Origin of the sequence: Streptacidiphilus sp. PB12-B1b, assembly GCF_014084125.1 — a bacterium.
Taxonomy (GTDB): Bacteria; Actinomycetota; Actinomycetes; order Streptomycetales; family Streptomycetaceae; genus Streptacidiphilus.
This window is the reverse complement of sequence record NZ_CP048405.1, coordinates 2,422,766-2,447,863: the sequence shown is the minus strand read 5'-3', so window position 1 is coordinate 2,447,863 and position 25,098 is coordinate 2,422,766. Positions and strand designations below refer to the sequence as shown.

The window sequence follows — 25,098 nt, the reverse complement described above, 5'->3', positions numbered from 1 at the left end:
TCAGACGGCTCCCATCGGGATCCCATGGCCCGTGCACAGACTCCAGGGGTGAGAACTCCGCGACCGCCCGCCGCCTGGGCCGCCACCGCCCGGTGGACGCTGACCGTCCTGGCCTGGCTGATCGTCATGTCGGTCGGCAGCTCGACCGCGGTGGCGCTGGACCCGGTGGGGCTGGGCAGCTCCGGGACGGCCGCGGCCTCCCCGGCCACGGCCCGGATCGGGGCGCTGTTCGGCGCCGGCATCGGCAGCGGGCACTACTGCACCGCGAGCGTGGTGGACAGCCCGGCCGGGGACCTGATCGTCACCGCGGCGCACTGCCTGTCCGGCGATCCGTCCGGCACCGTGTTCGTCCCCGGCTACCGCAACGGCTCCGCGCCGTACGGGGTCTGGAAGGTGCTGCGCGCGGTCGAGAACGCCAACTGGACGGCCAACACCGACCCGGACTACGACGTGGCCTTCGCGGTGCTCGCCCCGCTGCACGGCAAGGCGATCCAGCAGGTCGTCGGCGGCAACAGGCTGGGCGTGAACCAGTCCCCCTCGCAGATGGTGACCCTCACCGGCTACCCGGACAGCGCCAGTGCGCCCATCACCTGCGACAACTACACCGCCCCCTACGGCTCCACGCAGATGCACATCACCTGCGCCTCCTACACCGACGGCACCAGCGGCAGCCCCTGGGTGATCCCGGGCGCGCACGGATCGGGTACGGTCCTCGGCGTCATCGGCGGCTTCGAACAGGGCGGCTACACCCCGGACGTCTCGTACAGCGTCTACTTCGACGACAGTGTGGGCAGCCTCTACCAGCAGGCCGTCACCCTGGTCAGCTGACCTCGTCCGACAGGGCCGGCAGAGCGGGGCCCGGGGCCTGCGCTGCCTCGGCCGTCGGGGGCACGTCGGCCGTCGGGGCTTCCGTCTGCGCTGCCGTCGGGGCTAAGGAGGCCGGGGATATCGGCTCGGGGTCATCCTCCCCGGCCGCCTCGCCGCCGCGGCGGACGGCGTCGAGGTGGGACAGGCCCACGGCCCCCAGCAGCACCAGGCCCGCGCCAAAAACCTGCGGCAGCAGCCACCAGCCGGTCCGCACCGACTCGTTGTAGAGGGTGACCCCGAGCGAGAGGCTGATCAGCGCGTCGCCGAGGGTGAGTGCGGGCTGCGAGGCCACCAGCGGCCCGGCCTGCATGGCGTTCTCCAGCAGGAACAGCGCGCAGACGCCGACCACGGCGAAGCCGTAGGTCTGCCAGGACTCGAAGAAGGCGGCGACGCCCTGGTGGTCCAGGGTGTCGGTGGCGGACTTCATCAGCGCCGCCGTCAGCGCGTAGCCGATGGCGGCGGCCGTGCCCAGGCAGACGGCGCGGGCCGAGCCCACCGGGCGGCGCAGCGCCGCCAGGGCCAGCAGCACCATGGCACCGCCACAGCTGGCGACCGCCAGCACCCACAGCGCCATGGAGGGCTGGAGGTCCCCGCCGCGCGGGGAGGCCGCGAACAGCGCGGTGCCCAGGCCGACGACGATGGCGGCCACCGAGAGCCAGCCCCGGCGCGGCATCCGCTTGTGGAACACCACCCCGGAGATCAGCAGGGCGAACGGCAGCTCCAGCACGAAGATCGGCTGCACCACCGCCAGCGGGCCGGTGGTCAGGGCCAGCGCCTGGAACACCGCGGCGAAGATGACGCCGAGTATGCCGCCGAACCAGACCGGGGTGCGCAGCAGATCCAGCATCAGCCGCAGCCGGAAGCCGTTGGACTGCGGCACGATCAGTGCGGCCCGGCGCTGCAGGACCGTCCCGAGCGCGTTGCTCACCGCGGCGCACACCGCGAAGACCACCGACAGTACGGCTGTCATGCTCATTGTGCTGGTCACCCCCCTGTCGTCGGCTCCTCCCTACCCTGCGTCCGTCACCGCGATGCTACCGGCCGCCTCCGACAGTGCGTGGGATCGGATGCGGGCGGCGGCGGACGCGTCGCGCCCGCTCAGCCGGGCGGCAGCGGGACGGAGACCACCATGGTGAGCCGGGCGGTCTCCGTGCCCGGATTGCGGTAGCCGTGCGGCCGGGCGGCGTCGTAGGTGACCGTGGTGCCGGCCGGCACGGAGTGCTCGACGCCGTCGACCACCAGCAGCAGCTCCCCCGCGTCCACCCGGACGATCTCGGTCGCCCCGGCCGGGTGGGCGTCGGAGTCGTGCCCCTCACCGGGCCGGATGGACCAGTGCCAGAGCTCCAGCGGCCCCGGCGACTCCACCCCGGCCAGCAGGACGGCGGCGCTGCCCTGCGGCGTGGACCAGAGCGTCACCGCCTCCTCCTGCGGCACCAGCCGGACGACCGGGCCCTGGTCGTAGTCGAGCAGCCGGGCCAAACTGACCCCGAGCGCGTCCGCGACCCGGACGACCGTGCCGACGCTGGGATTGGTGCGCGCCTGTTCGATCTGGATGAGCATGCCCCGGCTCACCCCGGCCCGGGCGGCCAGGGCGTCCAGGGTCAGGGCGCGTTCGGTGCGGAACTGTCGCACATTGCGCGCGAGGGCCTGGGCGACCAGGTCGAGGTCGGGCATGGACCGTCCAGAGGAGGCAGGGTTCATCATCATGAACTAGTAAGTTCATCAGAATGAACTACAGTGGGGTGTACCAGCAATGCACTCCACTGTACTGCGAGGCTCCGTCCATGACTGCCCTGTTCGCCCTGGTCAGCAGCGCCCTGTGGGGCATCTCCGACTTCGGCGGCGGCCTGCTCACCCGTCGGCTGCCCGCCCTGGTCGTCGTGGTCGCCTCGCAGGCCGCCGCGGCGGCGGCGCTGCTGGTCGCGGTGGCCGCCACCGGCGGATTCGACACCGGCTCGGCCCGGCTGCTGTACGCAGCGGCAGCGGGAGTCGTCGGCACCGTGGCGATGATCGCCTTCTACCGGGCGCTCGCCCTCGGCCCGATGGGCGTCGTCTCGCCGCTGGCCACCGTGGGCGTGGTGGTGCCGGTCGGCGTCGGCCTGGCCATGGGCGAGCGGCCGGGGCTGCTGCAGGCGGCCGGGATCGCGGTGGCCGCGGTCGGGGTGGTGCTGGCGGGCGGACCGCAGCTGCGCGGCGCCCCGGTGCAGCGGACGTCGGTGCTGCTGACCTTGGTCGCGGCCTTCGGCTTCGGCACCGTCATGGCGCTGATGTCCCAGGCGTCCACCGGCGCGTCCGGGCTGCTGCTCGCCCTGCTGGTGCAGCGGGCGTGCAACCTGGCCGTGGGCGGCGGCGCGCTGCTGCGGGCCGCCCGCCGCGAGCCGGAGGCGTACCGGCTCGCGGACCTCGCCGGGGCCGGTCGGCGGACCTTCGCCGGGCTGGCGGCCGTGGGCATCGGCGACGTCTCGGCGAACGGCGCGTTCGTGCTGTCGAGCCAGTCCGGCTCGGTGGCGGTCGCCGCCGTGCTCGCCTCGCTGTACCCGGTGGTCACCGCACTGTCCGCGCGGTTCCTGATAGGCGAGCGACTGCGGCCGGTGCAGGCCGCCGGCTCCGGGCTCGCCCTGGCCGGGGCGATCCTACTGGCGGCCCGCTGAGCGGGGGCGGCGGCGCGCCCGCGCTCAGGCCTGCAGCTCGGCGTCCTCCTGGTCGTCCTTGCGGTCCCTGCGCGGGGCGTCCTTCTGGCCGCCGGGCCCCTGACCGCCGCCCTCGGCGGCGTCGGGGCCGGAGGCCTCCCGGGGCTCGGCGGCGGTGACGGCCGCATCGGAGTCGGCTTCGGCGTCGACCGGGGCGGCGGCGTCCGGATCGGTGATCCGCGACCGCCCGATCGGGTTCTCCGGGGCGGGCTTGTTGCGGGTGGCGATGAGGAAGGCCACCGCCACCAGGAAGACCACCAGCGAGGTCCAGTCGTTGAGCCGAAGCCCGAGGAAGCGGTTGGCGTGGTCGTCCCGCAGCGCCTCGATCCAGCCGCGGCCGGCCGTGTAGGCGGCGGCGTAGAGGGCGAACAGCCGGGCCGAGTGCATGCTCCAGCGGCGGTCGGCCCACAGCAGCAGCAGGCAGCAGCCGATGTCCCAGATCGACTCGTACAGGAAGGTCGGCTGGTAGACGCCCAGGCTGGGGGTGGCCGGGGGGCGGTGCGCCGGGTCGATCAGCAGGCCCCAGGGCAGCTTGGTCGGGTCGCCGTACAGCTCCTGGTTGAAGTAGTTGCCCCAGCGGCCGATGGCCTGGGCCAGGATCAGCCCCGGGGCGAGCGCGTCGGCGAAGCCGGACAGCGGCACGCCCTTGCGGCGGCAGCCGATCCAGGCGCCGACCGCGCCCAGGGCCACAGCGCCCCAGATGCCGAGGCCGCCGTCCCAGATGTACAGCGCCCGGATGGGCTGCTCACCGGCCTTGAAGTACAGCTCCGGGTCGGTGATGACGTGGTACAGCCGCCCGCCGACGATGCCGAAGGGGACCGCCCACAGGGCGATGTCCAGGACGTCGTCCGGATTGCCGCCGAGCTTCACCCACCGGCGGCGGGTCAGCCAGAGGGCGGCGGCGATGCCCGCGAGGATGCACAGCGCGTAGGCGCGGATCGGGATCGGACCGATGTGCCAGACGCCCTGGGAGGGGCTGGGGATGTACGCGAGTTCCATCAGGCGGGCCGTTTCCCTTGCGAACGGGCGGGCTGTTCCACCCGCGTATGCGCGGCCAAGACTACAACGGCGGTTCTCCCGGGCCGCCATCCCGCGAACCCTGTGGATACCCGTTGACAGCCGTGCGGCGCGGGCCTGACCCCGCCCGGGGCGGCGGCGTGAGCGGCGGACGGGCGGCGCGGCCTGAGCCGTGGTCGGGCGGGCTCAGGCGTCGGGCGGGCCCTGCGGTGCCTGCGGCGCCTCGGCGACGGTGTCGCGGATCAGCGCCAGCAGCTCCCGCAGCCGGGCCCGCTCGGCCGGGGCCAGCCGACCGGTCGCGGTGGCCAGCGCCTGGCGGTCGACCTCCTCGGCCTCGGTGTGCCTGGTCCTGCCCAGCGGGGTGAGGCTCAGCAGGAAGGCCCGGCGGTCCTCCGGGTGGCGGACCCGCTCGACCAGGCCGTCACGCTCCAGGGAGTCGACCAGTGCGGTGGTGGTGCGGGCGGCGACGCCCAGCATCTCGCTGAGGTCGCGCATGCGCAGCGGCTCGGCAGAGGAGGCGAGCATCCGCAGGGCCCGCAGCCGCGCCACCGAGGCTCCGTGGACGCGCAGCCGGGCGTTCACATAGGTCTGCAGGCGGTGAGTGGTGGCGAAGAGCTCGTCCACCAGGATGTCGCTGCTCCCGGGAGCTGCCATGCACCGATCCTCGTTCCACATATTGTGAGGCGCATCATAATGAGTATGCTCACTATATGTCGGCCGACGGCGTGAACCGGTCCGACGCGTCCTCATGATGCCCTGCCACACCTCTGGACCGAGCCCGTGCCCCACCGCCTCAGCCAACGCACTGTTGTGCCCGTCATGGTGGCTTCGACCATCTTCCTCTCCATAGTCGACGGCGCGATCACCACCGTCGCCCTGCCCTCGATCGGCAGTCAGTTCCACCTCGCCCCGACCGGTCTGGACAGCGTGGTGGTGGTCTATCCGGTGTGCGTCGGGATGACCATGCCCGCCTCCGCCTGGCTGGGCGACCGCTTCGGCGGCAAGCGGGTGCTGCTGCTGGCCCTCGCCCTGTTCACCCTGGCCTCGGCGCTCTGCGGCTCCGCCGACGGCCTCGGCCAGCTGGTCGCCTACCGGGCGCTCCAGGGCTGCGCCGGGGGGCTGCTGCTGCCGGTCGGCAGCACCATGCTGTTCCGCACCTTCTCGGCCAGCGAGCGGGTCCGCGCGGGCCGGCTGATGATCTTTCCGCAGCAGGTGGCCCCGGCCCTGGCGCCCATCCTCGGCGGCATCCTGGTCACCAGCTTCTCCTGGCGCTGGGTGTTCTACGTCAACCTGCCGGTCGGGGCCGCGGCCACGCTCTTCGGCCTGCTCTTCCTGACCCCGCACCGGGACCACGAACCCGATCGGCTGGACGTCCCCGGGCTGGTGCTGTCCGCCGCCGGGCTGGCCTCGCTGATGTACGGGGTGTGCGAGGGCGCGCAGCAGGGTTGGTCCGCACCGGCGGTGGACGCGGCGCTGGCGGGCGGGGTGGCGCTGCTGGCCGCCGCGACCGCGGTGCAGCTGCGGACCCGTGAACCGGTGCTGCGGCTGCGGCTGTTCGCCGACCGGCTGTTCCGCGACACCAACCTGATCTGCCTGGTGGGCTTGGTGGCGATCATGGGCGCCATGTTCCTGGGGCCGCTGTTCATCCAGGAGGCCCAGGGCCGGAGCGCGCTGGCCTCCGGCACCAGCACCTTCACCGAGGCGTTCGGCGTGGTGCTGACCGTCCAGGTGGCCGGGGCGCTGTACGCCAGGGTCGGGCCGCGCCTGATCATCGCGGCCGGCATGGGCGGGGTCGCGGTGGTCCTGTTGCTGCTGTCCGGCTGCGGTCTGCACACCAGCCTGTGGACCATCCGGCTGTACATGTTCCTGCTGGGCGTGAGCATGGGCGGGGTGTTCATGCCGACCACGGTGGCATCGCTGAGCACGGTGGACCGGGCCGACGTCGGGCACGCCTCGACGCTCAACACGGTCGTCCGGCAGACCGCCGGCGCGCTCGCCCCGGCCGTCGTGGCCACCCTGCTGGTACTGGAGAGCAACCGCCCGGCCGGCGCCCCACCGCAACTGGCGGCCTATCAGGACGCCTATCGTGGGCTGGCGTTGATCGCCCTGGCTGCGGCCCTGTTCAGCCTCACCATGCCGGACGCCGCAGCCCGTCGAGCCGCCCTGGGCGAACCGGAACCGAACGCCGCGGCGGACCTGCCGGAGCAGCGCGCCAGCGAGCCACAAGCGGTCACCCCACCGCCAGGCGCAGCTTCCTGAACTCGGCTGCGATGCCGTCGAGGGTGTAGTGGGCGTTGAGGCCGCTGGGGTTGGGGAGGACCCAGACCTGGGTGCCGTTCAGGTCCTCGGGCTGGCGGCCGACCGTGGCGCGGGGGCGGGCGAAGGCGGAGCGGTAGGCGCCGATGCCCAGCACGGCCAGCGCCCGGGGCCGCAGCCGGGCGACGCGCTCGGCCAGCTCCTGGCCGCCGGTGCGGTACTCGTCGGCGGTCAGCTCGTCGGCCCTGGCGGAGGCGCGGGCGACGACGTTGGTGATGCCCAGGCCGAGGGCGGGCAGCTGGTCCTGCTCGTCGGGCCGGAACTGGCGGGGCGTGAAGCCGGAGCGGTGCAGGGCGGGCCAGAAGCGGTTGCCGGGGCGGGCGAAGTGGTGGCCGGTGGCGCCCGACCACAGCCCCGGGTTGATGCCGCAGAACAGGACGTGCAGCCCCGGCCCGACGACGTCCGCGATGGTGGTGCCGTGGGCCAGGGCCAGTTGCTCGGCGTTGGGCCGGAAGGGGACGGCCGGGCCGGCCGGGGGCTTGGAGTGCACCCGCCCAGTCTGCCAGGGCCGTCCGTGCCCCGGGGCCGGTGTCAGGCGCTCTTGACCAGCGAGAGGTCGAACTCCAGCACGATCTTGTCGCCGACCAGCACGCCGCCGGTCTCCAGCGGCGCGTTCCAGGTGATGCCGTAGTCCGCGCGGCTGATGGTGTGCGTGCCCTCGAAGCCCAGGCGGTGGTTGCCGAAGGGGTCGGTGGCCGCGCCCTGGTAGTCGAAGTCGATGGCGATCGACTTGGTGACGCCCTTGATGGTGAGGTCGCCGGTCAGCGTGACGCTGTTCTCGCCGCGCAGCTCGGCGGCGGTGGAGGCGAAGGTGATGGTGGGGTAGGTGGCGGCGTCGAGGAAGTCGTTGGTGCGCAGGTGGCCGTCGCGGTCCGGGTTGCGGGTGTCGATGCTGGCGACCTGGATGGTCACCTGGGCGGAGGACTTGGCCGGGTCCTGGGCGTCGACCGTGACGGTGCCGCTGACGTCCTTGAACGAGCCGCGCACCTTGGTGACCATGGCGTGGCGGGCGACGAAGCCGATGGTGGAGTGGGCGGGGTCGATGGTGTAGCTGCCGGACAGGTCGGGGGTGATGGCGGTGGTCATGGACGACTCCTCGGCGGTAGGGCTCGCTGCTAGTTAGTTGAACCTTCACCTACAGCGTAGCGTGATTCGATGACACGTCAACCAATGTAGCTAGAATGGTCCGATGAGCAGCCCCGACACCAGCACCGACACCGCCTGGCTCGACGACACCGAGGCGCAGGCCTGGCGCTCCTTCCTGCGGATGCACACGCAGCTGATGGCCCGGCTGGGGCGTGAGCTGCAGACCGACTCCGACCTGTCGCTGGCCGACTTCGACGTCCTGGTGCAGCTCACCGACATACCCGGCGGCCGGATCAGGGTGCTGGAGCTGGCCAGGGCGCTGCGCTGGGAGAAGAGCCGGATGTCGCACCACCTGGCCCGGATGGTGAAGCGGGAGCTGATCGTCCGCGAGGAGTGCGCCAACGACCGGCGCGGCTCCTTCGTGGCGATCACCCCGGCGGGCCGGGCGGCGATCCGCACCGCCGCGCCCCGGCACGTGCGGACGGTCCGCCGGCTGGTCTTCGACGCCATCACCCCGGAGCAGGTGGCGGCGCTGGCGGGGCTGTCCGAGGAGGTGCTGCGGCAGCTGGAGGAGGAGCCGGTCGACTGAGCGCCGCCCGGGGCCGGTGCGCCGCGGGCGCGTCACCCGGCCGGTACCGGCGGGGTCGCGCGTTACGCCAAGGCGGTTAATGCTGGAGCAGTCCGGGCAGGCGTGCCCTGCCGCCCACCGACGGATCCGGAGCGAACCCGTGAGCCAGCCGCCCGAGGTGTCCGACGTACCCGCCTCCCACCGCTACGAGGCCCGGTTCGGGGAGACCCTGGCCGGGTTCGCCGAGTACCTCCGCGCGCCGGGGGCCATCGCCTTCACGCACACCGAGGTGGACCCGCGGTTCGAGGGCCGCGGTGTTGCCGGGGCCCTGGCCCGGGCCTCCCTGGACGAGGCCCGCGCGGCGGGGGCGACGGTCGTCGCCTCCTGCCCGTTCTACGCGGGCTGGATCGAGCGGCACCCCGAGTACCGGGGCCTCCTCGGCTCGGCGGAGGCCCAGGCGGAGGCCCAGGCCGCCGACTGACCCGGCGGGCGCACCCGGAACGGGCACACACGGAACACGGAGACCGAGGAGCATCCCATGGCACAGGACACCAATCCCGACTACCGCCCGGTGGTCTTCCGGGACCGTTCCGCCGGCTACGCCTTCCTGACCCGGTCCACCGCGGCCAGCGACCGCACGATCGAGTGGGACGACGGGAAGACCTACCCGCTGGTGGACGTGGAGATCTCCGCGGAGAGCCACCCGTTCCACACCGGCCGGGCCCGGCAGGTCGACCCCGAGGGCGAGATCGCCAAGTTCCAGCGCCGCTACGGCGGGGCGGACGACCAGCACCTGGTGCGCACCCCCGGGCCGGACGAGGTCACCCCGGACGCGGTCCTGCACACCGGCGCGGAGGGGGAGGTGTCCGCCGAGGACCTGGTGCTCGCCAGCGGACGCGACCTGAACCCGGCCAACCTGGAGTGGGCCCGGCGGCGGCTGGCCGCGGAGGGCAGGATCGCCGTGGAGAAGCAGCTGCCCTGACGCCTCCGCGTCCGTTCAGTGCCCGCGGGCGATCCACTCGGCCAGGTGCGGGGCCTCCGCGCCGATGGTGGTGGACTCCCCGTGCCCGGTGTGGACGACCGTGGAGCCCGGGAGGGTGAGCAGCCGGTCGCGGAGGGAGTCGATGATCGTCGGGAAGTCCGAGTAGGAGCGCCCGGTCGCTCCCGGCCCGCCCCGGAACAGGGTGTCGCCGGAGAACAGCGCCCCCAGCTCGGGCGCGTACAGGCAGACCGCGCCGGGGCTGTGGCCGGGGGTGTGCAGCACGGTGAGCGCGACCCCGGCCGCTTCGATCCGCGCCCCGGCGGCCAGCGGGCCGTCCGGCTCGCGGTGCGGGTGGGTCTGCTTCCACAGCGGCAGGTCGTCGGGGTGCAGCAGCACCGGCGCGCCGGTCAGCTCGGCCAGGGCCGGGGCGGCGTCGATGTGGTCGTTGTGGGCGTGGGTGCAGACGATCGCGGTCAGCCGGCGGGAGCCGACCGCCGCGGCGATGGCCGGAGCGTCGTGGGCGGCGTCGATGACCACCGCCTCGGTGTCGTCGCCGATGATCCAGACGTTGTTGTCCACCTCCCAGCTGCCGCCGTCCAGCTCGAAGACGCCCGAGGTGACCAGGTGCTCGATCCGCGCGGAGGTCACAGCACCACCACCGAGCGCAGCACCTCGCCCTTGTGCATGCGGGCGAACGCCTCCTCGACGCCGTCCAGCGGGATGGTTTCGGAGACGAAGGCGTCCAGGTCGAGCCGGCCCTGCAGGTACAGGTCGATCAGGGTCGGGAAGTCGCGGGAGGGCAGGCAGTCGCCGTACCAGGACGACTTGAGCGCGCCGCCGCGGCCGAAGACGTCCAGCAGCGGCAGCTCCAGGGTCATCTCCGGGGTGGGCACGCCCACCAGCACCACCGTCCCGGCCAGGTCGCGGGCGTAGAACGCCTGCTTGTAGGTCTCCGGGCGGCCGACGGCCTCGATGACGACGTCCGCGCCGTGGCCGCCGGTGAGCGCCCGGACCGCCTCGACCGGGTCGTCGGTGCGGGAGTTGACGGTGTGGGTGGCGCCCAGCCGCAGCGCCGTGGCCAGCTTGCGGTCGTCCACGTCGACGGCGATGATCCGGGACGCGCCCGCCAGCCGCGAGCCCATGACGGCGGCGTTGCCCACGCCGCCGCAGCCGATGACGGCGACGCTGTCGCCGCGCGAGACGCCGCCGGTGTTGACGGCCGCGCCGAGCCCGGCCATCACGCCGCAGCCGAGCAGCCCGGCGGCGGCCGGGGAGGCGGCGGGGTCGACCTTGGTGCACTGCCCGGCGGCGACCAGGGTCTTGTCCGCGAAGGCGCCGATGCCGAGCGCCGGGGACAGCTCGGTGCCGTCCTCCAGGGTCATTTTCTGGGTGGCGTTGTGGGTGCTGAAGCAGTACTGCGGGCGTCCGCGCCGACAGGCCCGGCACTGGCCGCAGACCGCGCGCCAGTTGAGGACGACGAAGTCGCCGGGGGCGACCTCGGTGACGTCCGGGCCGACGGACTCAACGACCCCGGCGGCCTCGTGCCCGAGCAGGAACGGGAAGTCGTCGTTGATGCCGCCCTCGCGGTAGTGCAGGTCGGTGTGGCAGACGCCGCACGCCTGCACCCGGACCACGGCCTCGCCGGGGCCCGGGTCGGGCACCAGGACCGTCTCGATCCGGACCGGCTCGCCCCTGCCGGGCGCGATCACACCGCGTACTCGCTGGGCCATGGCTGCTCTCCCTCGTCTGTCCGGGACGCTTGTGTCCGGGCGCGGACGGCAGGGCCGCCAGGATGGCCCCGCCGTCCGCTGCTCCCACTCTGCCCGATCCGGCTGTGGATCACGACGTTCCCGGCCGCACTGGTGCGTCCGATCCCCGCTCGCGCGGGCTCGCGGCGGACCGGGGCGGGCCGTGCGACGCGATTAGGGTGGACCGCATGACACCCGAGTTCATCACCCGCCTCCGCGCCGCCGCCGGGCAGCAGCTGCTCTGGCTGCCCGGGGTGAGCGCCATCGTCCTCAACGACCGGGGCGAGGTCCTGCTGGGGCGGCGGGCCGACACCGGGCGCTGGGCGACCCTGGCGGGCATCCCGGAGCCGGGCGAGCAGCCCGCCGAGACCGCGGTGCGCGAGGTCTTCGAGGAGACCGCGGTGCGCTGCGTCGCCGAGCGGGTGGTGATGGTCGAGGCGCTGGCCCCGATGACCTACCCCAACGGCGACCACTGCCAGTTCATGGACATCACGCTGCGCTGCCGGGCGGTGGGCGGCGAGGCCAGGGTCAACGACGACGAGTCGCTGGAGGTCGGCTGGTTCGCCACGGACGACCTGCCGGAGCTCACCGAGCACTCGCTGACCCGGATCCGCCGGGCGCTGGCCGACGAGCCCACCTGGTTCGCCGCCCCGCAGCTCCAGCGCTGACCGCCCGCGCGGGCGGCACGGCACTTCCGGATGCCGGTCAGGCGTGGTACCCCTGACCGTAGATGACGGTGCGTCAGCTGGAGGTGTCCCGGTGACGGTGACGACGCTGCGGTTCAACCAGGTCGCGCCCGGGCTTGACCGGGACGGGATCGCCGCCCGCTACCGGGCCACGGTGGAGATGGCCGCCTTCGCGGACGCCCGGGGCTTCGACCTGATCAGCCTGGAGGAGCACCACGGCGCCGACGACGGCTGGAGCCCCTCGCCGCTGATCACCGCCGGGGCGCTGTTCGGCGCGACCAGGCGGATCGCGGTGATGCTCTGCGCGGTCATCACCCCGCTGTACGATCCGCTGCGGCTGGCCGAGGATCTGGCCGTACTGGACCACCTCGGCGGCGGTCGGCTGACCGTGGTCGCCGGGATCGGCTACAGGCCCGAGGAGTACGCGCTGCTCGGCCGGGAGTGGTCGGAGCGCGGCCGGGCCCAGGACGAGGTGCTGGCCGCGCTGCTGGCGGCGTGGACCGGGGAGCCCTTCGCGTACCGGGGGCGGACGGTGCGGATCACCCCGCCGCCGCTCACCCGGCCGCATCCGGCGCTGATGGTCGGCGGCTCCTCGCGGGTCGCCGCGCGGCGGGCGGTCCGGCTGGGCCTGCCGCTGTTCGTCGCCGCCCACCTGCCGGAGCTGGTCGGCTACTACGACGAGCTGGCTGCGGCGGCGGGCCTGCGGGACGGCTTCGCGCTGCTGCCGCCCGAGCGGACCCGGATGATCCACTGCACCGAGGACCCGGAGAAGGCCTGGGAGCGCTACGGCGAGCACTTCCTGCACGAGGCCCGGACGTACGCGGGCTGGCAGACGTCGGCGGTGGAGTCGGTGGTCCGCTCGGCCGCACGGACCCCCGCCGAGCTGCGCGCCGAGGGGATCTACAGCTGCCTGACCCCGGATCAGTGCCTGGAGGAGGCCCGGCAGGCGGGGCCGCTCGGCAGCCTGCTGCTGCACCCGCTGTGCGGCGGGATGCCGGTGGAGGCGGGCTGGGAGAGCCTGCGGCTGTTCGCCGACGCGGTCCTCCCCCGGCTCGCCCCGCGGTAGCGGCCGCACGGACGGCGGCGGCCGCCCGGCGCCTCCCCTCCGGCGGCTCGCTTCCGGCGGCTCGCTTCCGGCGGCTCGCTTCCGGCGGCTCGCTTCCGGCGGCGGCTACTTGGCCAGTCGGCCCAGCAGCGCGGAGGCGGCCAGGATGCCCAGCAGCGCCGCACCGGCCAGCACCGCGAAGTCCGTCCCCAGGTGCGCCGGGGTGCCCAGCAGCAGCCCGCGCAGGGCGTCCACCTGGTAGCTGAGCGGGTTGCACTTGCTGATGGCCTGCAGCCAGCCGGGCATGACGCTGACCGGGTAGAGCGCGCTGGAGCTGAAGAACAACGGCATCGTGATCGCCTGGCCTATGCCCATCAGCCGGTCGCGGGTGAGCACGATCCCGGCGATGGTCATCGACAGGCAGGAGAAGAAGGCCCCGCCGAGGATGACGACCAGGGCGACCGCGATCAGCTTGAGCGGGTTCCAGGTGAGGCCGACGCCGAGGATCGCGGCGATGACGACCACCACCACCGCCTGGATGGTGGCCTTGACCCCGGCGGCGAACGCCTTGCCGGTGATCAGCGCGGCCCTGGGGGTGGGGGTGACCAGCAGCTTGGTGAGGACGCCGGCGTCCCGCTCCCAGATGATCATGATGCCGTAGAAGATGGCGATGAACATGGCCGACTGGGCGATGATCCCCGGGGCGAGGAAGTCCAGGTAGGGGATGCCGCCGGTGGGTATCGCATGCAGCCGGGTGAAGGTCTCCCCGTAGATCAGCAGCCACAGGGCAGGCTGGATCGCCCGGGTGTACAGCTCGGTGCGGTCGTGGCGCAGCTTCTGCAGCTCCACGATGCACATCGCGCCGACCCGGGCCGGGACGACCCGCCAGCCGGTCCGCGCCCGGGGCGGGGTGAGCAGCAGGGTCAGCGCCGGAGCGGAGCCGGGGCGGGTCGCGGCGGCCGGTCCGACGGCGGCGGCGGCGGCCTCAGCGGACACGGTTCGCGGTGTTGCGGGTACGGCGGACATCGCGGAAATCCTCTCCATCGGACTGGCCGTCGGCGCCCTGGAGGTCGCTGCCCGCGTAGTGGCGGAAGACGTCCTCCAGGGTGGGAGCCGTGGACTCCCCGGGCAGGTCGGCCTTGAGCTGGTCCGGGGTGCCCAGGGCGCGGACGCGGCCGCGGTGCATCAGCGCCACCCGGTCGCAGTACAGCTCGGCCTCCTCCATGTAGTGGGTGGTGACCAGGACGGTCATTCCAGTGGCGTCCTTGATCTCGCTGATGCGGTCCCAGACGCTGGTGCGGGCGATCGGGTCCAGGCCGATGGTGGGCTCGTCCAGGATCAGCAGTCGGGGCGCGCTGACCAGGGCCTGTGCCAGCTCCAGGCGGCGGACCATGCCGCCGGAGAAGGTTCCGGCGAGCCGGTCGGCGGCGTCGGTCAGGGCGACCGCCTCCAGCGCCTCGGCGACCCGGGCCGCGCGCTCCCGGCGGGGCACGTCGTACACCCGGGCGAACAACGCGACGTTCTCCCGGCCGGTGAGGCCGGAGTCGGCGGAGAGCTGCTGCGGGACGTAGCCGAGGAGTCGGCGGACGGACATCTTGTCCTCGGCGACGTCGGCCCCGAACACCTTGATCATGCCGACCGGGACCGGCAGCAGCGTGGTGATGGCCCGGATGGCGGTGGTCTTGCCCGCGCCGTTGGGGCCGAGCAGGCCGAAGATCTCCCCGGTGCGCACGGTCAGGTCGAGCCGGTCGACGGCCCGGGTGTCGCCGAAGGCGTACTCCAGGCCGGTGCACTGCACGGCGGCGTCCTGCGGTGAGGCGCTCCCCGGGTCGACGCCGGACGGCTGTACGGCGGTGGACTGGTCTGTGGTCATGCCCCCTCCAACTCTTCGTGCAGGCTCTCGGCGAGCCTGCGCAGTGCGGGAACGGCCCCGGCGATGGCCGCCCGGTCCTGCTCGGACAGCCCGGCGACCTGTCGCCGCACCAGTTCGCTGCGGCGGGCGTCCCAGTCGACCAGCCGCTCGGCGGCGGCCGGGGTGACCGTCAGATTCACGGCCCGGCGGTCCTGCGGATCCGTCCGGCGCACCAGCAGACCGGCCGCGACCAGCTGGTTGACCAGCGTGGAGACCGAATTCCCGGCCAGGTGCAGCTCCTTGGCCGCGGCGGACACCCCGATCCCGGGGCGGGCCGCGACCAGCCGCATCAGCTCCACCTGCGCGCCGCGCAGCCGCGGGCCGTCCAGATCCTGCCGCAGCCTGCGGCGGACCACCCGGTGGATGCCGACCAGCAGCTCACCGAGATCATCAGGCAGTTCAGCCTCAGCCATACCGTAATTTTAACTCTTGATAAGAGCTAACTGTCCAGAGGGCGCACGAATCCGGGCGCACGCAGCGGCGTGCGCCCGGATCGGTTCGGCGCGGGAACGGCGGGGTCGGCGCGGGTCCGGCGCGGGGTCAGCGCTCGGCGGCGCTCACCTGGATGTCGGGGTTGCGGAACCAGGAGCCCTGCACCGCCCACTGGATGAGCATCAGCACCAGACCCAGCACCAGCGAGCCGACGCCGATGACGGTCACCCCGCCGGTGTCGCCGACGATCGGCAGGTTCACCGAGGTGAAGCCGTAGTTGGGGTCGGCGTAGACGTCGAAGGCCGCGTAGCAGAAGAAGTACAGCAGCATCAGGCCGCCGAGGCCCGGCAGGATGCCCTTGAGCCAGAGGTCCTTGGCGCTGCGGGTGAGCACCTTGCGGAAGTACCAGACGCAGCAGAAGCCGGTCAGCCCGTAGTAGAAGGCGATGCCCAGGCCGACCGAGGAGATGGAGTCGGAGAGCACGTTGCTGCTGACCTTGACCAGCAGCACGTAGAAGGCGATCGAGACCAGGCCCATGGCCACGGTGGACCAGGTCGGGGTGAGGAACCTGCGGTGCACCTCGCCGAACTTGGCCGGGATGGCCTTGTGCACGGCCATCGAGAAGCTGGTGCGGGCGGTGGGCAGGATGGTCGTCTGGGTGGAGGCCGCCGAGGAGGTCAGCACCATGAAGATCAGCAGCTTGGCCTCGAAGTAGCCGAAGCCGTGGGTGCCGAAGACCGCGCTGCCCAGGCCGGAGAGGACGTCCCCGGAGTTGTTGGGGTTGGCCAGGCCGATGCCCTTGGTGCCGACCCCGGCGAACGCCTGCGCCGAGGTGGACACCAGCGCGTAGATGATCAGCAGCAGCACGGTGGAGATGACGGCGGCGCGCCCGGGCGTGGTCTCCTTGTCCTCGGTCTCCTCGTTGACCGAGACGGCGGTGTCCCAGCCCCAGTAGATGAACACGGCCGCCAGGATGCCCGAGGTGAAGGCGCCGGCCGAGCCGACGTCGAAGGGGTTGAACCAGGAGCCGGCGATGTGCAGCGAGCCCGCCGGGGCGTTGCCCGAGTACGCCTTGACCAGGGCGGTGATCGAGAACACCGCCAGCATGAACACCTCGACGCACAGCAGCCAGCGCTGCAGCGCCGCCGAGACCTCGATGCCGACGTAGCAGATCGCCGTCATCACCACGATCCAGATGACGCCCGCGACCGTGGTCCACAGGGTGCTGCCGGCCAGCCCCGGGAAGCCGAACAGCTGGAAGCCGTAGGCGCCGGCGATCTGCGCCAGGTTGGCCATCACGATCACGTCCGCGATGATGATGCCCCAGCCGCCCATCCACCCGGTGCGCGGCCCGAAGGCGCGCGCCCCCCAGGCGAAGGTGGTGCCGCAGTCCGGGTCGATCTCGTTCAGTTCCTTGTACGCGTAGGCGATCAGCAGCATCGGGATGAACGCCAGGATGGTGATGATCGGCGCCTGCAGGCCCACTCCGGCGACGATCAGGCCGAGGGTCGCGGCGAGGCTGTAGGCGGGCGCGGTGGAGGCGAGCCCGATGGCGACCGAGGAGAACAGACCGAGCGCGTTGCTCTTCAGGCCCTTCTCCCCGGCACCCGAGCCGGAGGTGGTGACGGAGGGGAGCGGGTCGAGCGGTGAGCTCATCGTGGACCAGTGCCTTTCGCGGTCGGACCGGGGCGCGGACGGCAGAGCGCGGCGCCGGCCTGGCATCTTGATTTCTGGACCAGGTCAGTGAACGGATGGTAGGCCCGGATGGCCGCCATCCGGCAGAGGCAGGGCGCTGCGGGATGCGCACGGGTGCACCGGAACCGCCGAGTGGCCCACGCGTCCCGCCCGCACCTGTGGTCAGGACGCCGGGCGGGCCCGGACCCGGGCGGCGGCCGTGGCGGTGATCGCCGAGGGCTCGCAGCCGTAGCGGATGGCCGCGCCGAGGAGCCGCACCGCCGGGCGGTCCAGCAGCAGTTGTACCGGGGCCGGGCGGCGCACGCCCAGCATTCCGGCCGCCCACGCGGGCAGCAGGTCGGCGGCGCCGTTGGTGAGCAGCCGGATCGCGGCCCGCTCGGCCGGGTCGCCGCCCGCGCCGGTGAACCCGTGCAGGAAGCGCACCGCCTCGGCGGCCGCCTCCGAGCGGACCAGCTCGGGCCGGACGGCGGCCAGGTAGGCGCGGACCTCGGCGAGCGAACCGGGCACCCGGGTGGCGCCCAGCCGCTCGGCGACGACGGCCGCCTCGCGGAGGTAGTCGTCGCACTGGGCCGACGTCAGCGGCGCCCGGCCGTAGCGCTGGTGGCCCGCCAGGAAGCAACAGGACTCGGCGACATGGACCCAGCGCAGCAGCTCCGGATCGTCCGCCGCGTACCGGCGGCCGTCCGGGGCGGTGCCGCGCACCACCGTGTGGATCCGGCGCACCCGGGCCAGCGCCGACTCCGCCGCCTCGGTCGAGCCGAAGCTGGTGACCGAGACGAATCCGGCCGTGCGGTGCAGTCGGCCCAGCGGGTCGCTGCGGAAGTCCGAGTGCTGGTCGACGCCGGCGATGGCCAGCGGGTGCAGCGACTGCAGCAGCAGGGCGGCGATGCCGCCGGTGACCATGCCGGGGAGGTCGCCGTGCACCCGCCAGACGACGCTGTCGGGACCGAACAGGCCCCGGTCGCCCGGCGGGTGGTCGTAGCGGGAGAGGTCGATGCCGTCGCCGTGCACGGTGGCGTTGACCCGCCTGCGGATCCGCGAGCGCACTCCCCCAGCCATCCCCGCTGCTCCCTCCGCCCGTCGTCGGGCGCCGCCGGTGCGCGCCGCATCCGACCCTACGCGGATCCGGCGCACCCGGCGGCGCTCGTGCGCGGCGGGTCAGGGATCGAGGGCGTCCAGGGCGGTACCGGCGTCCCGGGCGTCCAGGGTGGTCGCCTCGGCGTCGGTGAGCAGCCGGGAGCGGATCAGGAAGCGCACGCCCTCGGGGGCCTCCAGCGAGAAGCCGCCGCCGCGCCCCGGCACCACGTCCACCGTCAGGTGGGTGTGGCGCCAGAGCGCGAACTGCGCCTTGGACATCCAGAAGGTCACCGGCTCCGGGACGCCGTCGATCCTCAGCGCGGCGAGCCGCACGTCGGAGGCGCCGGTCCGGAACTCCCCCTCGACGTAGCACATGGGCGAGCTGCCGTCGCAGCAGCCGCCCGACTGGTGGAACATCAGCGGGCCGTTGGCCGCGTACAGGGTGCGCAGTACGTCGGCGGCGGCGTCGGTGACCGCGACCCGGGAGACCTCGGAGGTGTCCATCGTCGTGGCCTAGAAGAAGCCGAGCTTCTTGGGCGAGTAGCTGACCAGCAGGTTCTTGGTCTGCTGGTAGTGGTCGAGCATCATCTTGTGGTTCTCCCGGCCGATGCCGGAGCCCTTGTAGCCGCCGAAGGCCGCGTGCGCCGGGTAGGCGTGGTAGCAGTTGGTCCAGACGCGTCCGGCCTGGATCGCCCGGCCCGCGCGGTAGGCGGTGGCGGCGTCCCGGGTCCACACGCCCGCGCCCAGCCCGTACAGGGTGTCGTTGGCGATGCGGATGGCGTCGTCGTAGGTGGCGAACGGCGCCACCGACACGACCGGGCCGAAGATCTCCTCCTGGAAGATCCGCATGGCGTTGGTGCCCTCGAAGACGGTCGGCTCGACGTAGTAGCCGCCGGCCAGCTCGCCGGGCAGATCCGCGCGCTCACCGCCGATGAGGATCTTGGCGCCCTCCTGCTGGCCGATGTCCAGGTAGGAGAGGATCTTCTCCAACTGGTCGTTGGACGCCTGCGCGCCGATCATGGTGGTGGTGTCCAGCGGGTGGCCCTGGACGATCTGCCGGGTGCGCTCGACGGCCGCGCCGAGGAAGTCGCTGTAGTGGCCCTCCTGGATCAGCGCGCGCGACGGACAGGTGCAGACCTCGCCCTGGTTGAGGGCGAACATGGTGAAGCCTTCGAGGGCCTTGTCGAGGAAGTCGTCGCGGGCGGAGCTGACGTCGTCGAAGAAGATGTTCGGGCTCTTGCCACCGAGCTCCAGGGTGACCGGCTTGATGTTCTCGCTGGCGTACTGCATGATCAGCCGCCCGGTCGTGGTCTCGCCGGTGAACGCGACCTTGGCGACCCGGGCGCTGGAGGCCAGCGGCTTGCCCGCCTCGACGCCGAAGCCGTTGACGACGTTGACGACGCCGGGCGGCAGCAGGTCGGCGACCAGGCTCAGCCAGTAGTGGATCGAGGCCGGGGTCTGCTCGGCGGGCTTCAGCACCACGGCGTTGCCCGCGGCCAGGGCGGGCGCGAGCTTCCAGGTCGCCATCAGGATCGGGAAGTTCCACGGGATGATCTGGGCGACCACGCCCAGGGGCTCGTGGAAGTGGTAGGCGACGGTGTCCTCGTCGATCTCCGACAGCGAGCCCTCCTGGGCCCGGATCGCACCGGCGAAGTAGCGGAAGTGGTCGATGGCCAACGGGATGTCGGCGGCCAGGGTCTCCCGGATGGGCTTGCCGTTCTCCCAGCTCTCGGCAACGGCGAGGGCCTCCAGGTTGGCCTCCATCCGGTCGGCGATCCGGTTCAGGACGTTGGCGCGGTCGGCGGCCGAGGTGCGGCCCCAGGCGGGGGCGGCGGCGTGGGCGGCGTCCAGGGCGCGCTCGACGTCCTCGGCGGTGCCCCGGGCGACCTCGCAGAACGTCTGGCCGGTGGCCGGGGCCGGGTTCTCGAAGTAGCGGCCCTGCGCGGGGGCCACGTACTCGCCGCCGATCCAGTGGTCGTAGCGTGCCTGGTAGGCCATCTTCGCGCCGGGCTCGCCCGGTGCGGCGTATCGGGCCATGGTGGTGACCTCCGTCGGTCTCGACTGCCGCCCTCCGTTGGACGGTCAGGAGATGGTCCGCAGGCTAGTTCCGGTCACGTTGCACAAAGGTTGCACCGCGGACGGAGCGTAGCCGGGCGGCTGCGCAGGTGGTGGTTCGGGCGCCAGCAGGCCGTACTCGGAGCGCAGTTGCCGTGCCCGGGCGGCGGCCACAGCCCGGTCCGGGGACTGCCGGGGCGCGATCAGCGCCAGCCGCTCCCACACCTGGAGGTCGCCGAAGCCGCCGCGCTCGGCCCAGGCCCGTACCGGCGCCGGATCGGAGCAGCTGAGTGCGGCGGCGCGGAGCTGGGTGTCCAACCACTGGCGCTGGGCGCACACACCGGGCGCCTCGGAACTGGGCAGCAGCGGGCCGGTGTAGGCCGTGACGGCGGCGGCCAGATCGCCCCGGCGCAGCGCGGCGGCGACGTCCAGGAAGTCGGCGCCGACCTCCCGGGTCAGCCGGTAGGGCCGGGAGGCCAGCAACTCGCCGACGATGCCGCGCAGTCGGGACAGCTCGACCCGCAACGTGGTGGAGCAGGTCTGGTCCTGGTACAGCAGGTCGGCCAACTGCTCTCCGGTCAAGCCGTTCTGATGCAGGATCAGCATGGTCAGGATCTCGGCGTGCCGCCTGCTCAGCCGCAACTCCCGTACCTGCGAAGGCCCCTGGACCGGCACCGGGAGCCGCAGCAGGCCCTCGCCACGCCCCAGGGCCAGCAGCGCGGCGGTGCCCTGTGCGCGCGGCAGCCACAGGTGGCTCTCGGCGGCCTGGGCCGCTGCCCGGACCAGCGCCAGGCTGTACGGGCTGGCGACGGTGTCGCCGCCGGTGACGTCGACCACGCCGAGGATCCGCCCGGTGGCCGGGTCGTGGATGGGCGCGGCGGCGCAGGTCCATGCCTGGACCTGCGGGCGGAAGTGCTCGGACGCGAAGATCTGCACCTCGTGGTCGAGGGCCAGGGCGGTGCCGGGGGCGTTGGTCCCGGCGTGGGCCTCGTCCCAGAGCGCGCCCTCCACGAAGCTCATCCGGGCCGCGCGGGCCCGGGCGGCCCGGCCGCCCTCGACCCACAGCAGGCGGCCGTCGGCGTCGGCGACGGCCATCAGGTGGTCGCCGTCCCCGGCGGCGGCGCCGACCAGCTGCCGCAGCACGCCGATGACCCGGGCCAGCGGGTGCGCGGCGCGGTAGGCCGCCAGCTCGGCATCGGCCAGGGCGACCGGCGGGTCGGCGTCCGGGCCGACCTGGGCGTCCGAGGAGCGCAGCCACGACTGGGCGACGACCTCCCGCAGGCCCGGGGCGGCGGGCAGTCTGCGGGTGGCCACGAACGCGGAGTGCGCCCGGGCGATCTCGCGGGCCCGCGCCTGCGGGTCCACTCCGACCTCCGCCAGCCAGCCGTTGCGCATCGGCGTCACCTCCGGTGTCTGCCTCACTCGATACTGTCGCCGCCGGGGGCCCGGCGCAACGGCAGTGCGGGCGTCAGAAGTGGCCGGCCGGGCCGGACGGCGGGGCCGGGGCCAGGCCGGTGGCCAGCGGCAGGGTGTGGGTGAAGGCGAGGTGGTGCTCGCGGTCGGTCCACTCCAGTTGCAGCGGGGCGTCGGCGGGCAGCGCCCGGCGCAGCTCCTCACGGGCCGACTGCAGCTCGGCCGGGGTGCGGGCGCTGACCGTGACGTACCCGGCCGCCGTGGGCTCCTGGCCCGCCGCGCAGCCGACGACCACCGCCACGGCGCGCGGCAGCGGCAGGCGCGGCAGCCGCAGCGGTGCGGTCAGGTCGAGGCCGTCGGCGCCGCGCGGCCAGGACTTGACCCAGGCGGTGGCGTGGTACCAGCCGCCGGCCGGGCCGCCCTGGGCCTGGACCGCCGCGCCGGTGCCGCTGCTGGTGCGCAGGTGGCGGTGGTGGGTGGCGTCGATCTCGGCGGGCCACGGGGAGCCCTCGGCGATCCGGGGGCCGCCGCCCTGGCCGGGGTCGTAGCGGGAGCGGATCAGCGCGGCCAGGCCAGGAGTATCGACAAATCCACTGATGGATATGTCGCAGTCGGCGAGGTGGCGGCACAGGTCCAGGGTGGCCCGGCCGGCCAGCAGCGCCAGCCCCTCGCCGGGCCGGTCGTCCACCGCCGCGGCCTCGGCGGCCAGCGTGCGGGTCAGCGGCAGGGCGGCGACCAGGTGGGCGTGTTCGGACCGCCCGAGCGGGCGGGCGCTGCTGAGCAGCTGCAACCGGGACAGCGGCGCGTCCGCGCGGGCCAGCCGGTCGAGCAGCCGCCGCAGCGCGGGCCCGGGCTGCTCGGCCCCCGCCGCCGGGGCCGCCGCCGGACCGTACGGCCGGACGTCGGCGAGCAGCGCGGCGGACGCCGGGGGCAGCTCCAGGGCGACGGTGACCATGCCGCGCTCCGGGTGCAGCAGGACCGCCAGCGGCCGGTCCAGGACCCTGGTCCGGTACCAGCGCAGATGGCCGACGCCGGGCGGCGGCCCCTCCAGGACCACATCCGGGTCGGCCCGGTGGCTGCGGCGCGGCGGCCGGGGGCCCGGCCGGGACTGCGGCTGTGGCTGCGCCCCGGGGCGGGCCGGTGGTTCGGGCCGCGCGGCGGGGTCGGCCGGTGTCGGGCCCTCGGCCTGCGGGCCGGTTGCGGGGCCGTCCGCCGCGCCCGGGTCGGCCTCCCAGGGCCGACGCGGCGCCGCGAGCAGAGCGCGGTAGGCACGCCGCGAGGACATGGCCATACTCCGCTCCTTCCGTGCCGCCGTGCGGGGCGGCCCGGTTCAGCCGTGGTGACCGCCGCCGAACCCGCCGCCCGAGTGTTCATGCCCGCCACCGAACCGCCCACTCGCGCCGTCGTGGTGGTCGTGATGGTGGTGGTGCCCGCGCGCTCCCCCTGTCGTCCCCTCGCCTGCGGGCGGTTCCGCGCCGGGACCGCGCCGCGAGGCTGCCGTGCCTCTGCGCCGCCGCGCGCCGTCGACCACCCCCACCTGCGCCAGTACCACGCCGATCAGAAAAGCGACCAGAAACCCGGCAATCGCCATCATGGCAGCCCCTTCCCCCGTACGGCAGGCGATCCGCCGTGCCGCTGTGACGTCAGCCTCCCCCGGCGAGCCCCGTTCCTCACCGGACTTGACGCACTTCTGAGCCTCACCGGCCGTACGCATCCGGGATGCAGGCTCCGCTGCCGCCACCGATGCTGGAGGCATGGACACTGCGTACGAGGGCCACACCATCGAGGTCCGCCCGGCGGCCGACCCCGGATCCCGCACGCTGACGGCCCAGGTCTACGACCAGGACGCCCGCGCGGTCGACGGGGAGGTGCCCGTGGCCACCTGGGCCCAGGTGGAGCTGCTGGAGGAGAAGTACCACGTGCACAGCGGCGCCACCCAGGTGGCGGAACCGGCCCGGATCATCCTGGACGAGAACTCCGGGACGACCACGGCCTGAGGCGCGGGGTGGGGGCCGGGCCGGATTCCGGGCCGCTAGGCGCCGTCGTCGCCCCGGTAGCTGAAGACGCGCAGCAGCTTGTCCTTGTGGTCCTTGTAGGAGCCCGTGTCCCGGTAGACCCGGGACACCCCGGGCGCCTTCCGGGAGGGCAGCGTCAGGCTGACGCCGAAGACCGCGCTGAGCGTTTCGCCGTCGAACTCCCCGCCTTCGAGGATTGAGTCATCGGACGCTCTCATACGTCCATGAGACGGGCCGCCGCGCCGGACGGCAACCTCAGTCCAGCGTCACCCCGTGCTCGGCCAGCCAGCCGACCGGGTTGACGTCGGAGCCGTACCGGTCGGTGGTGTCGATCTCGAAGTGCAGGTGCGGGCCGGTGACGTTGCCGGTGGCGCCCGAGCGCCCGATGGTCGTCCCGGCGGCGACGGTGTCGCCCAGGCGCACGTCGAAGACCGACAGGTGCGCGTACAGGCTGTAGTCGCCGTCCGCGTGGCGGATCTTGACCAGGTTGCCGTAGTCCCCGCCCCAGCGCGCGAAGACCACCGTGCCCGCCGCGACCGCGTGCACCGGCGTACCGACCGGCACGGCCAGGTCCACGCCGGTGTGGTGACCGGCGATCCACGGCCCGGGCACCCCGTACGGCTCGGATATCTCCACATGCCCGCTGATCGGCGCGGTGTAGGCGCTGTCGGCGGCGGTGTGGTGGTGGATGATGCTGCGCCCGAAACCGGGCAGCCCGGTCGGCGGCTTCACCACGGCGGCCAGGGTGTGCGCGGTGGCGCTGCTGCCGATGGCCGGGGACCAACTGAGGTGCTGGCCGGGGTGGATCAGGTCCGGGTCGCCGCCGACCACGGCCCGGTTCTGCGCATACAGCGGCTGCCAGCCGCCGGGGACGCCGAGTTCCTGGGCGATGCCGGACAGCGTGTCGCCTGAGCGGACGGTGTGGTGCCGGGTGGCGGTGGCTTTGGCGGCGGTGGTTGCGGTCGGCTTGGCGCTCTTGGCGGACTCGGGCGCGGACTTGGGCGCGGACTTGGCGGGCTTGGGTGCGGGCTTGGCGGGCTTGACGCTGTCGTCCAGCTTGACGGTCTCGGCGGGCGCGGGGGCCGCGCCGCCGGCGCCGTCGGTACGGGTGAGGCCCGCGCGGACCGAGCACACCGGCCACGCCCCCGGCCCCTGTTCGCGCAGGACGCGCTGGGCGATGCCGATCTGCTCGGCCTCGGAGGCCCGGTCGGCGGTCGGCGCGTAGGCGTCGCCGCCGTAGGCACTCCAGGTGGAGGCGGAGAACTGCAGGCCGCCGAAGTAGCCGTTTCCGGTGTCGGCCGACCAGTTGCCGCCGGACTCGCAGGCGGCGACCTTTCCCCAGACGCCGGGGGCGGCCGCGTATCCGGCGCCCGCCGTGAGGACGGGCAGGGCCGCGCCGACGGCGGTCACTCCCGCCGCCTTGGCGAGGGTGACTCCGCCGGTCGGGGCGGCGGGTCGGCGGTGACGTCCTTGGTTGGTTGCCATGGCACGGCT

General features: G+C 73.6%; 28 protein-coding genes and 1 pseudogene. 9 read left to right on the top strand and 20 right to left on the bottom strand.

What is annotated here, in order from left to right; all coding sequences use genetic code 11:
• Positions 1-48 precede the first annotated feature (48 nt).
• Complete coding sequence (locus GXW83_RS11075; RefSeq protein ID WP_225446898.1) at positions 49-828, top strand: serine protease; 780 nt, start codon at positions 49-51, stop codon at positions 826-828.
• Here GXW83_RS11075 and GXW83_RS11070 read toward each other — a convergent pair.
• Complete coding sequence (locus GXW83_RS11070) at positions 821-1,837, bottom strand: DMT family transporter (protein ID WP_182442908.1); 1,017 nt, start codon at positions 1,835-1,837, stop codon at positions 821-823. The two genes, GXW83_RS11075 and GXW83_RS11070, sit on opposite strands and share 8 nt — an antisense overlap.
• 128 nt (positions 1,838-1,965) lie before the next feature.
• Positions 1,966-2,541, bottom strand: coding sequence for a helix-turn-helix domain-containing protein (locus GXW83_RS11065; RefSeq protein ID WP_182442907.1), 576 nt, complete (start codon positions 2,539-2,541; stop codon positions 1,966-1,968).
• A gap of 110 nt (positions 2,542-2,651) precedes the next feature.
• Here GXW83_RS11065 and GXW83_RS11060 point away from each other — a divergent pair, with 110 nt between their 5' ends.
• Positions 2,652-3,518, top strand: coding sequence for an EamA family transporter (locus GXW83_RS11060; protein ID WP_182442906.1), 867 nt, complete (start codon positions 2,652-2,654; stop codon positions 3,516-3,518).
• A 24-nt stretch (positions 3,519-3,542) separates the two neighbouring features.
• Here the strand turns inward: GXW83_RS11060 and lgt are convergent, their stop codons facing one another.
• Positions 3,543-4,556, bottom strand: a complete 1,014-nt coding sequence (gene lgt, locus GXW83_RS11055; RefSeq protein WP_182442905.1) for a prolipoprotein diacylglyceryl transferase — start codon at positions 4,554-4,556, stop codon at positions 3,543-3,545.
• 204 nt (positions 4,557-4,760) lie between these two features.
• Positions 4,761-5,228 carry a MarR family winged helix-turn-helix transcriptional regulator gene (locus tag GXW83_RS11050; RefSeq protein ID WP_182442904.1) on the bottom strand — a complete coding sequence of 156 codons (468 nt, stop codon included), beginning with the start codon at positions 5,226-5,228 and terminating at the stop codon, positions 4,761-4,763.
• Between the two features lie 165 nt (positions 5,229-5,393).
• Between GXW83_RS11050 and GXW83_RS11045 the strand changes: the two genes are divergently transcribed.
• Positions 5,394-6,833: a DHA2 family efflux MFS transporter permease subunit gene (locus GXW83_RS11045; protein ID WP_182442903.1), complete on the top strand. Its 1,440-nt coding sequence runs from the start codon at positions 5,394-5,396 to the stop codon at positions 6,831-6,833.
• On the opposite strand, the gene mug is transcribed toward GXW83_RS11045, so the two are convergent.
• Together mug and GXW83_RS11035 are read right to left on the bottom strand one after the other, a co-directional pair.
• Positions 6,805-7,380 carry a G/U mismatch-specific DNA glycosylase gene (gene mug, locus GXW83_RS11040; protein WP_182442902.1) on the bottom strand — a complete coding sequence of 192 codons (576 nt, stop codon included), beginning with the start codon at positions 7,378-7,380 and terminating at the stop codon, positions 6,805-6,807. The genes GXW83_RS11045 and mug overlap by 29 nt on opposite strands.
• Before the next feature lie 41 nt (positions 7,381-7,421).
• Positions 7,422-7,976 carry a YceI family protein gene (locus tag GXW83_RS11035; RefSeq protein ID WP_182442901.1) on the bottom strand — a complete coding sequence of 185 codons (555 nt, stop codon included), beginning with the start codon at positions 7,974-7,976 and terminating at the stop codon, positions 7,422-7,424.
• A gap of 103 nt (positions 7,977-8,079) precedes the next feature.
• Here GXW83_RS11035 and GXW83_RS11030 point away from each other — a divergent pair, with 103 nt between their 5' ends.
• The 3 genes and pseudogenes from GXW83_RS11030 to GXW83_RS33965 form a co-directional block, all read left to right on the top strand.
• Entirely contained in the window at positions 8,080-8,565 is a 486-nt protein-coding gene (locus GXW83_RS11030; protein ID WP_182442900.1) for a MarR family winged helix-turn-helix transcriptional regulator, read from the top strand.
• A gap of 139 nt (positions 8,566-8,704) precedes the next feature.
• Positions 8,705-9,025, top strand: coding sequence for a GNAT family N-acetyltransferase (locus GXW83_RS11025; RefSeq protein WP_225446897.1), 321 nt, complete (start codon positions 8,705-8,707; stop codon positions 9,023-9,025).
• A gap of 57 nt (positions 9,026-9,082) precedes the next feature.
• Positions 9,083-9,328: pseudogene (locus tag GXW83_RS33965) on the top strand (type B 50S ribosomal protein L31); the annotation flags it as partial.
• A gap of 213 nt (positions 9,329-9,541) precedes the next feature.
• On the opposite strand, the gene GXW83_RS11015 reads toward GXW83_RS33965, so the two are convergent.
• Together GXW83_RS11015 and GXW83_RS11010 are read right to left on the bottom strand one after the other, a co-directional pair.
• Positions 9,542-10,174 (bottom strand): MBL fold metallo-hydrolase, encoded by a 633-nt coding sequence (locus GXW83_RS11015; protein ID WP_182442897.1) that lies wholly within the window; start codon positions 10,172-10,174, stop codon positions 9,542-9,544.
• Positions 10,171-11,256: an S-(hydroxymethyl)mycothiol dehydrogenase gene (locus GXW83_RS11010; protein WP_182442896.1), complete on the bottom strand. Its 1,086-nt coding sequence runs from the start codon at positions 11,254-11,256 to the stop codon at positions 10,171-10,173. Before GXW83_RS11010 ends, GXW83_RS11015 begins: the two co-directional genes overlap by 4 nt.
• Positions 11,257-11,462: 206 nt before the next feature.
• On the opposite strand from GXW83_RS11010, the gene GXW83_RS11005 reads away from it, so the two are divergent.
• Both GXW83_RS11005 and GXW83_RS11000 read left to right on the top strand, forming a co-directional pair.
• Positions 11,463-11,942, top strand: coding sequence for an NUDIX domain-containing protein (locus tag GXW83_RS11005; protein ID WP_182442895.1), 480 nt, complete (start codon positions 11,463-11,465; stop codon positions 11,940-11,942).
• Positions 11,943-12,033: 91 nt separating this feature from the next.
• Positions 12,034-13,026: an LLM class flavin-dependent oxidoreductase gene (locus GXW83_RS11000; RefSeq protein ID WP_182442894.1), complete on the top strand. Its 993-nt coding sequence runs from the start codon at positions 12,034-12,036 to the stop codon at positions 13,024-13,026.
• A 105-nt stretch (positions 13,027-13,131) separates the two neighbouring features.
• Here GXW83_RS11000 and GXW83_RS10995 read toward each other — a convergent pair whose 3' ends face one another.
• From GXW83_RS10995 to GXW83_RS10950, 10 genes are all read right to left on the bottom strand, one after another.
• Complete coding sequence (locus tag GXW83_RS10995; protein WP_182442893.1) at positions 13,132-14,031, bottom strand: ABC transporter permease; 900 nt, start codon at positions 14,029-14,031, stop codon at positions 13,132-13,134.
• Entirely contained in the window at positions 13,991-14,878 is an 888-nt protein-coding gene (locus GXW83_RS10990) for an ABC transporter ATP-binding protein (protein WP_182442892.1), read from the bottom strand. Before GXW83_RS10990 ends, GXW83_RS10995 begins: the two co-directional genes overlap by 41 nt.
• Entirely contained in the window at positions 14,875-15,330 is a 456-nt protein-coding gene (locus GXW83_RS10985) for a MarR family winged helix-turn-helix transcriptional regulator (protein ID WP_182442891.1), read from the bottom strand. Before GXW83_RS10985 ends, GXW83_RS10990 begins: the two co-directional genes overlap by 4 nt.
• A gap of 127 nt (positions 15,331-15,457) precedes the next feature.
• Positions 15,458-17,005: an APC family permease gene (locus GXW83_RS10980; protein WP_182442890.1), complete on the bottom strand. Its 1,548-nt coding sequence runs from the start codon at positions 17,003-17,005 to the stop codon at positions 15,458-15,460.
• 201 nt (positions 17,006-17,206) lie between these two features.
• The gene (locus GXW83_RS10975; protein ID WP_182442889.1) at positions 17,207-18,103 is read right to left on the bottom strand and encodes an oxygenase MpaB family protein; all 897 of its coding nucleotides are present in this window, start codon (positions 18,101-18,103) and stop codon (positions 17,207-17,209) included.
• A 99-nt stretch (positions 18,104-18,202) separates the two neighbouring features.
• Complete coding sequence (locus GXW83_RS10970) at positions 18,203-18,625, bottom strand: DUF779 domain-containing protein (protein WP_182442888.1); 423 nt, start codon at positions 18,623-18,625, stop codon at positions 18,203-18,205.
• Positions 18,626-18,634: 9 nt separating this feature from the next.
• On the bottom strand, positions 18,635-20,158 hold the full coding sequence (locus tag GXW83_RS10965) for an aldehyde dehydrogenase family protein (protein ID WP_182442887.1): 1,524 nt from the start codon (positions 20,156-20,158) through the stop codon (positions 18,635-18,637).
• 45 nt (positions 20,159-20,203) lie between these two features.
• A complete protein-coding gene (locus GXW83_RS10960) occupies positions 20,204-21,571 on the bottom strand; it encodes a GAF domain-containing protein (RefSeq protein WP_225446896.1) in 1,368 nt (455 codons plus the stop codon).
• A gap of 73 nt (positions 21,572-21,644) precedes the next feature.
• Positions 21,645-22,880, bottom strand: coding sequence for a hypothetical protein (locus GXW83_RS10955; RefSeq protein WP_304940953.1), 1,236 nt, complete (start codon positions 22,878-22,880; stop codon positions 21,645-21,647).
• Between the two features lie 39 nt (positions 22,881-22,919).
• Complete coding sequence (locus GXW83_RS10950) at positions 22,920-23,183, bottom strand: hypothetical protein (protein WP_182442885.1); 264 nt, start codon at positions 23,181-23,183, stop codon at positions 22,920-22,922.
• Between the two features lie 160 nt (positions 23,184-23,343).
• On the opposite strand from GXW83_RS10950, the gene GXW83_RS10945 reads away from it, so the two are divergent.
• Positions 23,344-23,586, top strand: a complete 243-nt coding sequence (locus GXW83_RS10945) for a hypothetical protein (protein ID WP_182442884.1) — start codon at positions 23,344-23,346, stop codon at positions 23,584-23,586.
• Between the two features lie 35 nt (positions 23,587-23,621).
• Here GXW83_RS10945 and GXW83_RS10940 read toward each other — a convergent pair whose 3' ends face one another.
• Positions 23,622-23,822, bottom strand: a complete 201-nt coding sequence (locus GXW83_RS10940) for a hypothetical protein (protein WP_182442883.1) — start codon at positions 23,820-23,822, stop codon at positions 23,622-23,624.
• A gap of 37 nt (positions 23,823-23,859) precedes the next feature.
• On the bottom strand, positions 23,860-25,089 hold the full coding sequence (locus GXW83_RS35045) for a peptidoglycan DD-metalloendopeptidase family protein (RefSeq protein WP_182442882.1): 1,230 nt from the start codon (positions 25,087-25,089) through the stop codon (positions 23,860-23,862).
• Positions 25,090-25,098: the final 9 nt, after the last annotated feature.

Excerpts from the sequence above, each read along its gene's own strand:
- GXW83_RS10950 (WP_182442885.1), bottom strand. The coding sequence starts at position 23,183 with ATGATGGCGATTGCCGGGTTTCTGGTCGCTTTTCTGATCGGCGTGGTA.
- GXW83_RS10960 (WP_225446896.1), bottom strand. The coding sequence starts at position 21,571 with ATGCGCAACGGCTGGCTGGCGGAGGTCGGAGTGGACCCGCAGGCGCGG.
- GXW83_RS10955 (WP_304940953.1), bottom strand. The coding sequence starts at position 22,880 with ATGGCCATGTCCTCGCGGCGTGCCTACCGCGCTCTGCTCGCGGCGCCG.
- GXW83_RS10995 (WP_182442893.1), bottom strand. The coding sequence starts at position 14,031 with ATGTCCGCCGTACCCGCAACACCGCGAACCGTGTCCGCTGAGGCCGCC.
- GXW83_RS11050 (WP_182442904.1), bottom strand. The coding sequence starts at position 5,228 with ATGGCAGCTCCCGGGAGCAGCGACATCCTGGTGGACGAGCTCTTCGCC.
- GXW83_RS11060 (WP_182442906.1), top strand. The coding sequence starts at position 2,652 with ATGACTGCCCTGTTCGCCCTGGTCAGCAGCGCCCTGTGGGGCATCTCC.
- GXW83_RS10945 (WP_182442884.1), top strand. The coding sequence starts at position 23,344 with ATGGACACTGCGTACGAGGGCCACACCATCGAGGTCCGCCCGGCGGCC.
- GXW83_RS35045 (WP_182442882.1), bottom strand. The coding sequence starts at position 25,089 with ATGGCAACCAACCAAGGACGTCACCGCCGACCCGCCGCCCCGACCGGC.
- GXW83_RS10975 (WP_182442889.1), bottom strand. The coding sequence starts at position 18,103 with ATGGCTGGGGGAGTGCGCTCGCGGATCCGCAGGCGGGTCAACGCCACC.
- GXW83_RS11045 (WP_182442903.1), top strand. The coding sequence starts at position 5,394 with ATGGTGGCTTCGACCATCTTCCTCTCCATAGTCGACGGCGCGATCACC.
- GXW83_RS10970 (WP_182442888.1), bottom strand. The coding sequence starts at position 18,625 with ATGGACACCTCCGAGGTCTCCCGGGTCGCGGTCACCGACGCCGCCGCC.
- GXW83_RS11005 (WP_182442895.1), top strand. The coding sequence starts at position 11,463 with ATGACACCCGAGTTCATCACCCGCCTCCGCGCCGCCGCCGGGCAGCAG.
- GXW83_RS10980 (WP_182442890.1), bottom strand. The coding sequence starts at position 17,005 with ATGAGCTCACCGCTCGACCCGCTCCCCTCCGTCACCACCTCCGGCTCG.
- GXW83_RS10990 (WP_182442892.1), bottom strand. The coding sequence starts at position 14,878 with ATGACCACAGACCAGTCCACCGCCGTACAGCCGTCCGGCGTCGACCCG.
- GXW83_RS10965 (WP_182442887.1), bottom strand. The coding sequence starts at position 20,158 with ATGGCCCGATACGCCGCACCGGGCGAGCCCGGCGCGAAGATGGCCTAC.
- GXW83_RS11010 (WP_182442896.1), bottom strand. The coding sequence starts at position 11,256 with ATGGCCCAGCGAGTACGCGGTGTGATCGCGCCCGGCAGGGGCGAGCCG.
- GXW83_RS10940 (WP_182442883.1), bottom strand. The coding sequence starts at position 23,822 with ATGAGAGCGTCCGATGACTCAATCCTCGAAGGCGGGGAGTTCGACGGC.
- GXW83_RS11070 (WP_182442908.1), bottom strand. The coding sequence starts at position 1,837 with ATGACAGCCGTACTGTCGGTGGTCTTCGCGGTGTGCGCCGCGGTGAGC.
- GXW83_RS11030 (WP_182442900.1), top strand. The coding sequence starts at position 8,080 with ATGAGCAGCCCCGACACCAGCACCGACACCGCCTGGCTCGACGACACC.
- GXW83_RS11065 (WP_182442907.1), bottom strand. The coding sequence starts at position 2,541 with ATGCCCGACCTCGACCTGGTCGCCCAGGCCCTCGCGCGCAATGTGCGA.
- GXW83_RS10985 (WP_182442891.1), bottom strand. The coding sequence starts at position 15,330 with ATGGCTGAGGCTGAACTGCCTGATGATCTCGGTGAGCTGCTGGTCGGC.
- lgt (WP_182442905.1), bottom strand. The coding sequence starts at position 4,556 with ATGGAACTCGCGTACATCCCCAGCCCCTCCCAGGGCGTCTGGCACATC.
- GXW83_RS11035 (WP_182442901.1), bottom strand. The coding sequence starts at position 7,976 with ATGACCACCGCCATCACCCCCGACCTGTCCGGCAGCTACACCATCGAC.